Below are 12,009 nucleotides of genomic sequence, written 5' to 3' on the forward strand. Positions count from 1 at the left end.
TGCCTTTTTTTGGCAAGCGCCCTATCCTGAATCAAACCGGTCCGATAACGGTTTACAGTTCCGCCAGGCCGCCCGCCGCTTTTCGCGGGCGGCGGTCAAGGCGCAGTCGGGGAGACAGAACCATGACGATCGACCACTTCAACCACATCGCGGACCTGATCGGTCTGAAGAAAAAATCGCGTGAGGCGGTCTTGCTGATGGAAATCGAGGGGATGACCGGCTATTCGGCGGCCAAGCAGATGGACCTCAGCGAATCGACGGTGTCGCGCGCGCATTCGCGCTTTCGCAAGGCGATCAAGGAAATCAATTCGCTGGCCAAGTTCCTGCCGCTGTGAGGGGGCGCGCGACAGGCGGAGAGTTTTTCAAGGGGGTCGTTAAGGGGGGGTAAAAGCCGGGGGCGATCAGATCGCCGCCGGTTTTTTTTGCGTCTTGGGCCGCGGGGGACAGGGTTGGCCGAGCCTGTTCAATGCCGGTGTTCGTACAGCGCGCCCGGAATCGCCGGCTTGTCCAGTCCGCCCGCGTCGAGCCAGCGGCGCGTCGTTAGTGCGGCCTGTTCGATCAGACTGCCGCACTGGTTGTAGTCGTACGGCGACGTCGACAGCGGACACAGCGGCGGCACGACGTAGATCTGCGCGCGCTGCGACAGCGCCTCGATGTCCTTCACCAGCTGGCGGGCGATCAACAGTGTCAGCGCGTGCATCGCCTGCGCGATCACGCCGCGCGGCGCCTGTTGCAGCGCACAGGCGAAACCCGCCGGTAGGACGATCACGCGTTCGGCGCCGAGGCGCACCGCGACTGACACCGGCGTGTTGTTGGCGACGCCGCCGTCGACCAGCTCGCGCCCGTCGATGCGCACCGGCGGGAACACGCCGGGGATGGCGGCGCTGGCGAGCACCGCGTCGACCGCCGGACCACGAGACAGTACGATCTCGTCGCCGGTCAACAGGTCGGTCGCGACGACGTAGAGCGGCACGCTGGCTTCCTCCAGCCTCGCGTACGGCAAATGCCGGTGCAACAGCCGCCTGAGGCCGCTCGACTCGACCAGATGCTGGCGACGGCGCAAGAGCGTCGAGCACAGCCCGGCCAGCGTCATCGGCATCACGTCGCGGCGCTTGATGCCGCTCCAGATCGCTTCGAGCCCGGCCACGCCGTCGGCGTCGGGGCGGCCGGCGAAGTAGGCGCCGTTGATCGCGCCGGCCGACGCGCCGACCACCACGTCGGGGCGTTCGCCGGTCTTCACCAGTTCGCGCAGCATGCCGACCTCGACCGCGCCCAGGCTGCCGCCGCCCGCGAAAACGAATGCGGTCCTTGTTCCATCCGCCATGCCGCCTCCCGCTATTCGATACCGTGTCGGCTCAGCCGAGCCTCCGTTGCTTTATAGGTCGGTGCGGCACGCGCGATCTGTCAGCCGGTCAAAAAATACCAAATACATGTTTTTGCGAGGGTTTGTCACCCAAAAGGCGGGTATACGGTCATCGACATGCTTTTGCATCTAGTTCACACGCTATGGGGCAAGATAAGGCGGCTTCGCCGCCTGTTTTTTAATCGCTCCGCTATGGTCAACGCACACGAAATAAAAGCAGGCCTTATTCCGCCTGTGTTGTGCGGTTCACACGCCTTCTTGTCACCCCACACCAACAGCATAAAAAAAGGTTGGGGCTGCCCAGCCGCTTTCCTATGCTTCAGGCGTCGGCCTGTTGATTGGGGCGTTTCCTCGCATCACCGGCATTCGTATCCATCATGCTGATTGTTACCCCGGTTCATGGCGTCTGCTTGTTTCGCATCGTCCCCGACGAAAGGAGTGAGTGAATGTTGCTGAAGAAAATCCCCGTCGCGCTGGCCCTGGCCGGCCTCGCCTACGCCTCGGCCGCCTGCGCCGATGAACCGTGGTACGCGGGCGGCAAGCTCGGCTGGTCGGAATTCCATGGCATCAAGTACGACAGCAGCGTGCCGAACCCGCGCAATATCGACAAATCCGGGGTCGGCGCGGGGCTGTTCGTCGGCTACCAGGTCAACGACTGGCTCGGCGTCGAGGGCGGCTACGACTACCTCGACAAGCTCGAGTTCGACTTCGACCCGAACAGCCGGGCCGACCTGAAGGCGCAGGGCCTCCAGCTCGCCGCCAAGCTGGGCGCGCCGGTGGCCGACTCGCTCGACGTCTACGCCCGTCTCGGCGTGATGGCCAGCCGGCTGGGCAGCGCCAGCAAACACGCGACCCGCGCGTCACCGCTGGCCGCGCTCGGCGTCGAGTACGCGCTTGACCGCAACTGGGCGACCCGTCTCGAGTACCAGTGGACCGGCCGGCTCGGCGACACGAGCGACGTCGGCGCGCGCACCGACAACGGCCTGTTGTCGCTCGGGCTGCTGTACAAGTTCGGCGGCGCGCCGGCGCCCGCACCGATGCCGGTCGCCACCCCGGCACCCGCCCCGCAGGTGAGGGAGTTCACCCTCAGTTCCGATGCGCTGTTCGACTTCAACAAGGCGACGCTCAAGCCGGCCGGCGAGCTGGCGCTGACCGAGCTGGTGCAAGAGATCCGCGCCGAAGCGTCGACGGACGCCAGCCTCACCATCGTCGGCCACACCGACCGCATCGGTTCCGAGCAGTACAACCTCGACCTGTCGCGCCGCCGCGCGCAGACGGCGGCCGACTTCCTCGTCGCCCGTGGCGTACCGGCCGGCCAGGTCAGCGTCGAGGGGGCGGGCGAATCGTCGCCGGTCACCGGCAGCCAGTGCGACGGCGTGAAGCAGCGCGCCGAGCTGATCGCCTGCCTCGCGTCCGACCGCCGCGTGGTGGTCAAGGTCAGCGGGCGCGCCGCGCGCTGACCCGTCTCCCCCTCGAGCTCATCCCCCGCGCCCCAAGCCGGGGGATTTTTTTGCCCGCGCGCGGCGCCGGCGCTAAGGTGACGTGACCAGGACGGGCGCCGAGCCCCGGACGGGAAGAAAGGATGCAAAGCATGAAACCGACGCCGCAGGATCTCGCCGCGATCGCAGAGCACACGCTGCAGCACTACGACGCGCACGCCGACGCCTTCTGGGCCGGCACGCGCGACCACGACGTTAGCCAGAACATTTCGGCGCTGCTGTCGGCGATCGAGTCCGAGCCGCCGTTCACGATTCTCGACTTCGGTTGCGGCCCGGGGCGCGACCTCAAGACCTTCGCCGACCTCGGTCACACCGCGGTCGGGCTGGACGGCGCCGCGCGCTTCGTCGAGATGGCGCGCGCCTACAGCGGCTGCGCGGTGTGGCAGCAGGACTTCCTCGCGCTCGACCTGCCCGCTGACCATTTCGACGGCGTGTTCGCCAACGCCGCGCTGTTCCACGTGCCGTGCGAGGCGCTGCCGCGCGTGCTGTGCGAACTGTTCGCCACCCTCAAGCCCGGCGGCGTGCTGTTCAGCTCCAACCCGCGCGGCCACAACGAGGAAGGCTGGCACGACGACCGCTACGGCACCTTCCACGACCTTGCCGCGTGGCGCCGCTACATGAACGCGGCCGGTTTCATCGAACTGACCCACTACTACCGCCCGGCGGGCAAGCCGCGCGCCGAACAGCCGTGGCTCGCCAGCGTGTGGCGCAGGCCTGCGGCGTGAAGCTGGAACGGGGAGGGAAAGAGGTAGGTTGGCCGAGCGGTCAGCGCAGCAGCGCGCCGCGCTCTTCCAGCAATTCGCGCAGCACCGAGCGGTGGCAGCGCGCCTCGTCCTCGCAGTAGCAGCCGAGCGAAAAATCGGTCTGGTGCGACAGCGCGGCCACGAGGTCCAGCAGCCGGGCAGCATCCGGCGCCTTCATCTCGGCGCGGAACTTGCGGCCGAACGCCGCCCATGCCTTGTCGCCGTTCGCCGCCTGCGCGTCCTTTATCAGTTCCGCGCTCGGCGACAGGGCCGGCAGCCACACGTCGTAGAAGTCGCGGCTCGCGAATTCGTCCTTAGGCACGCCGCGCGGCGGACGCCGCACCGTGCCCAGGCGCAGCCCTTCGCCCGCCGCGCGCGGGCTGCCCAGCCGCACGATCCTGATCGCCATCGGTTTTCCCTCGTTCAGGTGTCCGAGCCGCTCATTCGTCTTTACCCGACACCGGGTGCTGATCGCGATCCAAGCACCGGAAAAACCTGCCGTCCGCCCGACGGCGTCGGCCCGGCAAGCTTGGCCGAGGTCCCCAGCGGGCGCGGGTCAATCGGTCCAGCGCGTGCCGCAGCGCGAACAGGTGTGCCGGCCGTGGCGCAGCGGGAAGATCACCTCGGCGAGGCCGAAGCTCAGCAAGGCCAGTCCCACCATGGTCCGCGACGGGGCGCTGGAAAACTCGCGCGAACCGCAGACCGGGCAGGCGGCGCGTTCGGCCTCGTCCGCTTCGGTACCTTCGAGCGCCGTCTCGAACTCGCCCGCGTTGACCGCGTCGAGAATCGCCGCCGCCCGCGCCGCGTTGTACTCGGCCACTTGTACTTTCACGCCGCCCAGCGCGTTCGACAGCATCCAGTTCGCCGCGACATGGTGCTCGTGCACCACCCACGCCGCCACGCCCTCGGCCTCCAGCCGCCCGCGCGCCAGATGCGCTTCGAACGGCGTGGAAAACGCGGCGATGGTGATGCGTTTGTCGTTCATCTTGTGTTTGCCCGGTTCGGAAACCTGTCTTGAGTGTAGCCAAGCGGGCGGAGGCTGACGGGGAGGGCGTAGGGCGGATGCCCCGCAGGGGCGATCCGTCACTTGGCTGTATGGGGTGGTGGAATCCCCGGCTGGCGCCGGGGGTGTCCGCCTTACCATGATGCGCGGCGTAACCCGTAAGGTGGATTCACGAAGCATTCGAATAGCGCATGCCGCCCGCCTTCGCGGGCGGCATCAATGGGGGGCGGGCTGGCGCGAAGCTCCAAACCCGCCCTGTGATGGTCAGTCCTTGCCGTAATGCGGTGAACTCGGGCCGTACAGCATGCCGTTCGGGCGCCCCGCCGTCAGCAGACGCTGGCTGGTGATGCCGGCATAGCTATGACTTTGCTCGGTCAGAGAATTGGTGATCTGCTTAATCACCGCTACCACCAGCATGCCCACTAGGCCGCCACCGGAGTTGTTTTGGTTTTCCGCACTGGATGCCACGGCACTGCCTTGCCACAGCAGGCTGCCACTTTGCAAGTCTACCAGCTTGGCGTCAGCGGCCACGGTTACCTCGCTGCTGAGGATGGTGTAGGTGGAACCATACTCTTTCACGTCCACGTATAGCGCAGCGTCGGCACCGAAGATGTCGCGCAGCTTAGCCGGTGCCACCGTGTGTATTTCGCCTGGGTTGTTTAGGCCGTTCTGCTTGAACGTTTCGTCTACCAGCGTCACGGGTAGTACGTAGTAGCCGGATTCGGCCAGCGGGTGGGTCATCTGCGACAGCATGCTATAAGTCGCTTTGACTTCAGGCGAGCTATTCTGCGGCGGCAGAATGAGTACCGACTTGGGGCGGCTTTGTTTGAATGCCGTGTAATCGTAAGGCTGGGGGGTGGCGCAACCGCTCGCCAGTGCGGCGACTAGCGCTGCGACAGCAGCCCCTTTCAGTGTGGAAAAGCGCATGAATGCCTCTTATTTCTTGAATTTGCGCAGCAGAAAATCCATGTAGGAGGACGATTCTGGAAATAGCGTCTTCTCAGTTTCGAACTGCTGTTTCACCTGATCTTCCTTGCCCGCCTTGATGTACAACAGGCCAAGATGCGCGTGGTAACCCGGCGGCAGGGACTCCCCGTTGGCTCGAACTTTCTGCAGGTTTTCTTCCAGCGTGGCAATCTGTTCCTCGTGGCCCTTGCCGTCCCCCTTGAAATATTCGTACACCTGCGGCTGGTAATTGCCCCAGTGGTACAAGGGTTTGGGCCGATTGGCGCAACCGGTCAGCATGGCGGCACCCAGCAGCCCCACACCAATACAAAGATGTTTCAACAAACCAGATTTCATGGATAACTTCCGATTCGCAAAAAGATATTAGGCAGGGCGCCAGGCACCGGACTCGACGCCATTCACCAGGTTGTTCACCGCCTCGCGGATCGCCAGATCTAGCACCTTGCCGTTCAAGGTGGAGTCGTAGCTTGCTCTGCCGCCGAAGCCGATGATTTCACGGTTGGACAGGCTGTACTCCCCCGCGCCCTGCGCCGAGTACACCACTTCGGATGTCTGCACGTTGACGATATTGAGGTTCACCTTGGCGTACGCTACCTGCGACTTGCCGCGCCCCAGGATGCCGAACAGCTGGCGATCGCCCACTTCCTTGCGGCCGAATTCGGTCACGTCACCGGTTACCACGTAGTCGGCGCCCTTCAGCTTCTGCGCCTGCTTTTTCAGGCCTGCTTCCTGACTGATCTCGGCCATATTGTCGCGATCCAGTACGTTGAAACGACCGGTCTGTTGCAGATGGGTAACCAGGATGGTTTTGGCCTGTCCGCCCAGACGGTCCGCCCCGTCCGAGAAAATGCCGCGCATATAGCTGGAGCGGTTATCGAACTTGCCCACCGCGATCGGGCTGCGTAGCCCCATGTAAGGCACGCCGGCAGAAGCGACCTTGGCAACCTCCAGGGGGCGAGACTGCTCAGTAGCACAACCGCCCAACGCCGCCAGTACCGCCAGCACTGCCAGCGAGGAGAAAGGAGTCTTCATAGATCTTCCTTGGGATTACGATAAGAAAAAATGAAATTTAAAATTCATTTGGCAAGACCATTATCATAACAGGGATGACCGCCTGGATGCTTGCTGCCAGCACAAAACGCTACATGCCATGCTCGGGGCTCTTTGGCCTCCAGGTCGCCCTCAGCAAGCAGGGCGCAATAAGGCGCAGCCGCATTGCGCCGAACCCATCACCCTCCAAGCTTGGCCGAGCCCGGACAGCTCGGCCAACCACGCCGATTGCCGGAATCGCCGGCGCGCCCTTGGCCTAAGATCAGAAGCGGGGACGCAGCGCGCGTCCGCTCTCGACGGGGAGGCTTCCATGGACCTTGCCACGCTGCGCGACTTTTTCTTCTGGTGCTCGGTGATCAATTACGGCGTGCTGGTCGTGTGGTTCCTGCTCTTCCTGTTGATGCGCGGCTGGTTGTACCGATGCTGGGAGCGCGGCTTCGGGCTGTCGTTGCGCGACAGCGCGCGGCTGAATTTCGGCGGCATGCTGCTGTTCAAGCTCGGCGTGCTGCTGTTCAACCTGGTGCCCTACGTGGCGCTGCGCATCATCGGCTGAGCGCGCCTTGCAAGCCGTAAGATCGAAGCGGCCGCTCGATGCCGCGCACGATTCGGCCAACCCTACCGGCCGTCCGGTGCTCATCCGGGCGGGCCGACCCTATCAGGAGACGTCATGCTTTACCGGGGCAGCTGCCACTGCGGCAGGATCGCTTACGAAGTCGAGGGCGAGATCGACGGGGTGATCGAGTGCAACTGTTCGACCTGCCGGCGCAAGGGTTATCTGCTGTGGTTCGTGCCGCGCGATGCGTTGAGGCTCTCGACGCCCGAGGCCGACATGGCGACCTATACCTTCAACAAGCACGTGATCAAGCACCGCTTCTGCCCGAACTGCGGCTGCTCGCCGTTCGGCGAGGGGCGCGATCCTTCCGGCGAGGCGATGGCGGCGATCAACGTGCGCTGTCTGGAAGGTGTCGAACCGGCCGATCTTACGGTGATGCCGTACGACGGGCGCAGCGCTTGAGGCCTTAAACGGCCGGCTATTCAGCACGACGCCCAGGCGAGGCCTGCACGCCGCGCGACATGGGTGAACGATAATGAACACGAAGACTGCGGCGGCCTGCGCCGCTTTGCTATTGGCGGTCGGTGGCTGCGCCAGCCACTGGACCGCACCCGAGGTCGACGGAGTGGTGTACGACCAGCGCACCGGCAGGCCGCTGGCCGGCGTCGAGGTCTACCGCCAGCTCGGCCGCTACCAGCAGGAGGGGGTCGGCTCCACCGGTCTCGACGGCCGTTTCATCATCGGCCCCGACCGTTCGTTGAGGCTGATGATGCCGTTCGCCGACCCGCACTATTTCGGCCGCTACCTGTTCATGAAGGATGGCTACGCGACGCTGTCGATCCCGTTCGGCCTGAACAACGGCAGCGCGACCTCGAGCCGTCCGCCGGGCATGGGCACGCAGCGCATCGAGCTGGAGCCGGAGCGCTAAGACGGAGATGGAAAAAGCTCGGCCAACCTTTTTGGGGTTGGCCGGGCTTTTTATCGGGATGTGGATTTCAGCGTTTCGGAGCCGGCGCGGCGGTGCGCGCCGAGCGGACCTTGTTGAGCGTCGCGCGCGCGGCGTCGCGCCACGGGCCGTCGGCGTCCGCCACCGGCGCGACCAGCGCTTCGGCCTCGTCGAGCCGGCCGCGCTCTAGGAGCAGGTTGGCAAGGTTGTTCGCGATCACCGGATGGGCCGGATGGCGGAGCAGCGCCGCACGCAGCGTCGCTTCGGCGGCGGGCAGGTCGCGCTCTACGTACTGGCTGCCGGCGAGGCCGACAGCTAGCGTCGCGTTATCCGAAAAGCGCGCGAGCGCCGCGTCGAAGCCGCGCGCCGCGTCGGCCGGCGAGGCGAGGCGAGCGAAGGCGACCAGGCCTGCTGCGACCCGATCCGCGTCGCTCGTCGCCGGCAGCCGGCCGGGCGGCAGCGCGACGAAGGCCCAGTGCTCGCTGCGCGCCCAGGTGTGTTCGAAGGTGTTGAACGGCATCGCCATGCGCCGCTCGGTGCCCGAGCGCAGGATCAGCTCCTTTTTGGCGAGGTCGAAACCGACCGCGACCGCGTAGTGCCACGACGGCGCCCACGACAGCCCCATGTTCTGCATCACCAGCACCGGGTGGCCGGCGGCCAGCTCGGTCAACAGCGCGTCGAGGCGCGCCGGGATGCGCGTGGCGACCAGGCCGTGGCGCGGCACGGCGGCCAGCATCTCGATCTGCAGGCTGCCACGGCGCGCCGGCAGGAACACCTGGTCGACCAGCGCCTCGGGCGTGACCGGGCGGCCGGCGGCGACAAGCACCGTCGCCAGCGCCGCCGGCCCGCACTGGTAGTCCTGCTGCGGGAAGAATGGCGTCGCGGTGAGTTCGGTGCGCGGCGGCACGCCTTGCAGCGCATCGAGCGTCTTGAGCCCCGGCGTGGCGCAGCCGGCGAGCGTCAGGGTCAGCAGCAGGGCGCAGGCGGCGCGGCGCATCAGCGGATAGAGCGGGTGAACGGGAACACCTTGGTGAGACCCAAGATGTCGGTCAACAGCAGCACGAAGAACACCAGCAGGATGGCGCCGATGATGCCGCCGGCCGGCGCCTGGTCGACCTTCTCGGCCAGCAGCCTGGCGTCGGCGTCCGACAGCGCGGCGACGCGGTCGCGCGCCTGATCGGGCGACACGCCTTGGCGTTCGAGTTCGGCGACCACGTCGGCGCGCGACAGCGCCTCGAACACGCGCGCACGCGCGGCGTCGCCTTCGGCGGAGCGTTCGGCCTGCTGCATCTGTTCGACGCCGATCATCGCCGCCTGCGCGGTCTGGGTGAAGCCGGCGAGCGGCAGGGTGACGACGAGCGCGGCGGTGGCCAGCGGTTTGGCGAGTTTCATGGCGTTGTTCCTTATGCGGGTGGAGCCGGGCGCGGGAAGGCGGATGGCCGGAGACTGGCGATGCGCGCCGCGTCGGGTTCTGATTGATTTGTAAACGAATTTGGCCGGCGCCGCGCCCGGCGAAGCCATTCACTACGGGGGGGGCGGCATGAAAAAAGCTCGGCCAACCTTGTCGAAAGGTTGGCCGAGCCGGGTGTGCGATGACCGATCGTTGGCCGCGGCCGGGCTTCAGCGCGGGACGGTCACGAAGCGGGCGGCGAGCGCCGCGCGGTCGATGCCGAGTGCGCCGTCGAGGTAGGCGTCGACGCCGCCCCAGCCGGCGTCGATCTCGTCGAAGGCGGCGCTCAGGTAGTCGACGTCGACGTCGAGCACCGGCCGGATGACGTCCAGGTCGACGCCGTGCGGTGCGAGCTTGTCGGCCATCATCGCCTTCAGCGTGGCAAGGTGCGCGCCCGAGGCGAGGTAGTCGGCGAACACCGCGTCGCGCGACGCGCCGAGCGCGGTCAGCAAGAGCGCCGCGCCGATGCCGGTGCGGTCCTTGCCGGCGGTGCAATGGAATACCGTCACGCCGGGCGTGGCGGCGAGCGCGGCGAAGAACTGCCGCCACTGGCCGACGTAGTCGCGAACCAGCGAGCGGTAGACGGCGACCATCATCGCCTTCATGTCGTCGAGCGTCGCGGTCTTGAAGCGCGCGACCCTATCGCGCGAGGTCAGCGAGCCTTCGAGAAAGGCGATCGCCGTGAGGTTCGCGCCGGGCGGCAGCTTGTTAGGACGGGTCTTCTGCTCCTCGCCTGAGCGCAGGTCGATCACCTGCGCGACGTCGAGACGCGCCAGCGTGGCGAGGTCGGCGTCGGTGAGGCCGACGAGGTCGCCGGAGCGGTACAGGCGGCCGGCGGCCAGCTCGCCGTGGGCGACCGGGATGCGGGCCAGCTCGCGAAAGTGGCTCTGGCCGGCAAGGATCGTTGGGGGGAGGCTCATCGCGCTGCGCTTTCTCTGCATGCAAAGACCGCTAAGCCTAGCCGAACGGGGCTCTTTGGGCGAGCGGCCGCGCGGCACGTCTCTCGCCGCCTCCCGATGGCCGGCCGCCATCGGCTACGATTCGGAGTAAGGAGGCATGGCCATGAAATGCTGGACTTACGACACCCAATACGGACCCTTCGACATCGTCCCGCTCGATGGCAGTTATCACATCATGCACGAGGGCGAGGCGCTGGGCAGTTACCCGACGCCCGAGCAGGCCGCCGAGGCGCTGGCCAACGGCCACTCTGCCTGGCCGTCGTTCGGCAATCCGCACGAACTGGGCATCCCCGAAGACCTGTCGAAGTGGCTGTGCCGGCCGGTGGTCTGATGCGGCAAGACGAGCCAGGATCGTTCCGGGCTGTGAGGAGGCCCGGCTCGAACGGCCTGCGGCAGCAGGGTAGGCTGGCGCCCGAGCGGGTCGCCGGGCCGTGATGTTGTCGCCGGTCCCGCCGTGACGGGACCGGCGGCAGAAACCGGTCAGGAATGGCTGGCAGCGTCTTCCCGCGTCTTGTAGAGCGAGAAAAGCACGCCGGACAGCAGAAGGCTGAATGTCACGAGCAGCGACAGCCCGGTCGGGATATGGAAGTCGACCAGATCATTGTCATGCAGGTAGACGAGGCCGACCTTGGCGCCGATGAAGACCAGCACCACCGACAGCGCGTACTTCAGGTAGTGGAAGCGGTGGACCATCGCCGCCAGCGCGAAGTACAGCGCCCGCAAGCCGAGCACGGCGAAGATGTTCGAGGTGTAGACGATGAACGGGTCCTGGGTGATGGCGAAAATGGCCGGGATGCTGTCCACCGCGAACACGACGTCGGCGGACTCGACCATGATCAAGGCCAGCAAGAGCGGGGTCGCCCACCAGCCTTTGGCCAGACCGTGCTTCTCGCCGCGCACCCAGAAGTGCTGTTCGTGCAGCGTCGGCGTCAGGCGCAGATGGCTCCGCAACCACTGATAGGCGCGGTTTTTTTCCAGCGACATCGGCTGGTCGTCGGCGAGCAGCATCTTGACGCCGGTCGCCGCCAGGAACAGGCCGAACACGGCGAGCATCCACTGGAACTCGGCCACCAGCGCCGCGCCCAGCCCGATCATGACGGCCCGCATCACGATCACCCCCAGGATGCCCCAGAACAGCACGCGGTGCTGGTAGAGGCGCGGCACGGCCAGGCTGCCGAAGATCAGCGAGATGACGAAGACGTTGTCCATCGACAGCGACTTCTCGATCAGATAGCCGGTGAAGTACTGCATGCCGGTATCCGCGCCGCGATACCACCACAGCCAGCCGCCAAAGGCGACGCCCATCGCGATATAGAAGGCGGACAGCTTGAGGCTCTCTTTCACGCCGATCTCATGCTGATTCTTGTGCAGCACGCCGAGGTCGAACGCCAAGAGCGCCACCACCAGCCCCATAAACATCAGCCAGACCCAGACCGGGTAGCCGATGAACATTCCTGACAGCCATTCCATGTCTCGG

The 12,009-nt window shown here is 66.1% G+C and carries 17 protein-coding genes; 7 read left to right on the forward strand and 10 right to left on the reverse strand.

The window, feature by feature from the left end; translation table 11 throughout:
* The first annotated feature begins 122 nt into the window (after positions 1-122).
* Entirely contained in the window at positions 123-335 is a 213-nt protein-coding gene (locus DWG20_RS10755; protein ID WP_115433811.1) for a sigma factor-like helix-turn-helix DNA-binding protein, read from the forward strand.
* A 128-nt stretch (positions 336-463) separates the two neighbouring features.
* Here DWG20_RS10755 and DWG20_RS10760 read toward each other — a convergent pair whose 3' ends face one another.
* The gene (locus tag DWG20_RS10760) at positions 464-1,324 is read right to left on the reverse strand and encodes a patatin-like phospholipase family protein (protein ID WP_115433812.1); all 861 of its coding nucleotides are present in this window, start codon (positions 1,322-1,324) and stop codon (positions 464-466) included.
* A gap of 485 nt (positions 1,325-1,809) precedes the next feature.
* Between DWG20_RS10760 and ompA the strand changes: the two genes are divergently transcribed.
* Together ompA and DWG20_RS10770 are read left to right on the forward strand one after the other, a co-directional pair.
* Complete coding sequence (ompA, locus tag DWG20_RS10765) at positions 1,810-2,823, forward strand: porin OmpA (RefSeq protein WP_281269914.1); 1,014 nt, start codon at positions 1,810-1,812, stop codon at positions 2,821-2,823.
* Positions 2,824-2,954: 131 nt separating this feature from the next.
* The gene (locus tag DWG20_RS10770; protein ID WP_115433813.1) at positions 2,955-3,587 is read left to right on the forward strand and encodes a class I SAM-dependent methyltransferase; all 633 of its coding nucleotides are present in this window, start codon (positions 2,955-2,957) and stop codon (positions 3,585-3,587) included.
* Positions 3,588-3,627: 40 nt separating this feature from the next.
* Here the strand turns inward: DWG20_RS10770 and DWG20_RS10775 are convergent, their stop codons facing one another.
* The 5 genes from DWG20_RS10775 to DWG20_RS10795 all read right to left on the reverse strand — a co-directional run bounded on the left by DWG20_RS10775 (position 3,628) and on the right by DWG20_RS10795 (position 6,606).
* A complete protein-coding gene (locus tag DWG20_RS10775) occupies positions 3,628-4,014 on the reverse strand; it encodes a DUF488 domain-containing protein (RefSeq protein ID WP_115433814.1) in 387 nt (128 codons plus the stop codon).
* Positions 4,015-4,161: 147 nt separating this feature from the next.
* Entirely contained in the window at positions 4,162-4,590 is a 429-nt protein-coding gene (locus tag DWG20_RS10780) for a DUF2007 domain-containing protein (protein ID WP_115433815.1), read from the reverse strand.
* A 282-nt stretch (positions 4,591-4,872) separates the two neighbouring features.
* Complete coding sequence (locus DWG20_RS10785) at positions 4,873-5,535, reverse strand: DUF799 domain-containing protein (protein ID WP_115433816.1); 663 nt, start codon at positions 5,533-5,535, stop codon at positions 4,873-4,875.
* 9 nt (positions 5,536-5,544) lie between these two features.
* Positions 5,545-5,910: a DUF4810 domain-containing protein gene (locus DWG20_RS10790; protein ID WP_115433817.1), complete on the reverse strand. Its 366-nt coding sequence runs from the start codon at positions 5,908-5,910 to the stop codon at positions 5,545-5,547.
* A gap of 27 nt (positions 5,911-5,937) precedes the next feature.
* On the reverse strand, positions 5,938-6,606 hold the full coding sequence (locus tag DWG20_RS10795; RefSeq protein WP_115433818.1) for a CsgG/HfaB family protein: 669 nt from the start codon (positions 6,604-6,606) through the stop codon (positions 5,938-5,940).
* Positions 6,607-6,934: 328 nt separating this feature from the next.
* On the opposite strand from DWG20_RS10795, the gene DWG20_RS10800 reads away from it, so the two are divergent.
* The 3 genes from DWG20_RS10800 (at position 6,935) to DWG20_RS10810 (ending at position 8,105) form a co-directional block, all read left to right on the forward strand.
* A complete protein-coding gene (locus DWG20_RS10800) occupies positions 6,935-7,177 on the forward strand; it encodes a DUF6868 family protein (protein WP_115433819.1) in 243 nt (80 codons plus the stop codon).
* Positions 7,178-7,291: 114 nt separating this feature from the next.
* Positions 7,292-7,639 carry a GFA family protein gene (locus tag DWG20_RS10805; RefSeq protein WP_115433820.1) on the forward strand — a complete coding sequence of 116 codons (348 nt, stop codon included), beginning with the start codon at positions 7,292-7,294 and terminating at the stop codon, positions 7,637-7,639.
* Positions 7,640-7,712: 73 nt separating this feature from the next.
* A complete protein-coding gene (locus tag DWG20_RS10810; protein ID WP_115433821.1) occupies positions 7,713-8,105 on the forward strand; it encodes a hypothetical protein in 393 nt (130 codons plus the stop codon).
* Between the two features lie 67 nt (positions 8,106-8,172).
* Here DWG20_RS10810 and DWG20_RS10815 read toward each other — a convergent pair whose 3' ends face one another.
* The 3 genes from DWG20_RS10815 to DWG20_RS10825 form a co-directional block, all read right to left on the reverse strand.
* Positions 8,173-9,120, reverse strand: a complete 948-nt coding sequence (locus tag DWG20_RS10815; protein WP_115433822.1) for a PA2778 family cysteine peptidase — start codon at positions 9,118-9,120, stop codon at positions 8,173-8,175.
* Positions 9,120-9,515, reverse strand: coding sequence for a PA2779 family protein (locus tag DWG20_RS10820; protein WP_115433823.1), 396 nt, complete (start codon positions 9,513-9,515; stop codon positions 9,120-9,122). Before DWG20_RS10820 ends, DWG20_RS10815 begins: the two co-directional genes overlap by 1 nt.
* A 228-nt stretch (positions 9,516-9,743) precedes the next feature.
* Positions 9,744-10,493, reverse strand: coding sequence for a tyrosine-protein phosphatase (locus tag DWG20_RS10825; RefSeq protein ID WP_181880899.1), 750 nt, complete (start codon positions 10,491-10,493; stop codon positions 9,744-9,746).
* Between the two features lie 142 nt (positions 10,494-10,635).
* Here DWG20_RS10825 and DWG20_RS10830 point away from each other — a divergent pair, with 142 nt between their 5' ends.
* Positions 10,636-10,863 carry a hypothetical protein gene (locus DWG20_RS10830; RefSeq protein WP_115433825.1) on the forward strand — a complete coding sequence of 76 codons (228 nt, stop codon included), beginning with the start codon at positions 10,636-10,638 and terminating at the stop codon, positions 10,861-10,863.
* Positions 10,864-11,012: 149 nt separating this feature from the next.
* Here DWG20_RS10830 and DWG20_RS10835 read toward each other — a convergent pair whose 3' ends face one another.
* Positions 11,013-12,002, reverse strand: a complete 990-nt coding sequence (locus tag DWG20_RS10835; RefSeq protein ID WP_115433826.1) for a TerC family protein — start codon at positions 12,000-12,002, stop codon at positions 11,013-11,015.
* Between the last annotated feature and the right edge of the window lie 7 nt (positions 12,003-12,009).

Origin of the sequence: Crenobacter cavernae (assembly GCF_003355495.1) — a bacterium.
GTDB classification, from domain to species: domain Bacteria; phylum Pseudomonadota; class Gammaproteobacteria; order Burkholderiales; family Chromobacteriaceae; genus Crenobacter; species Crenobacter cavernae.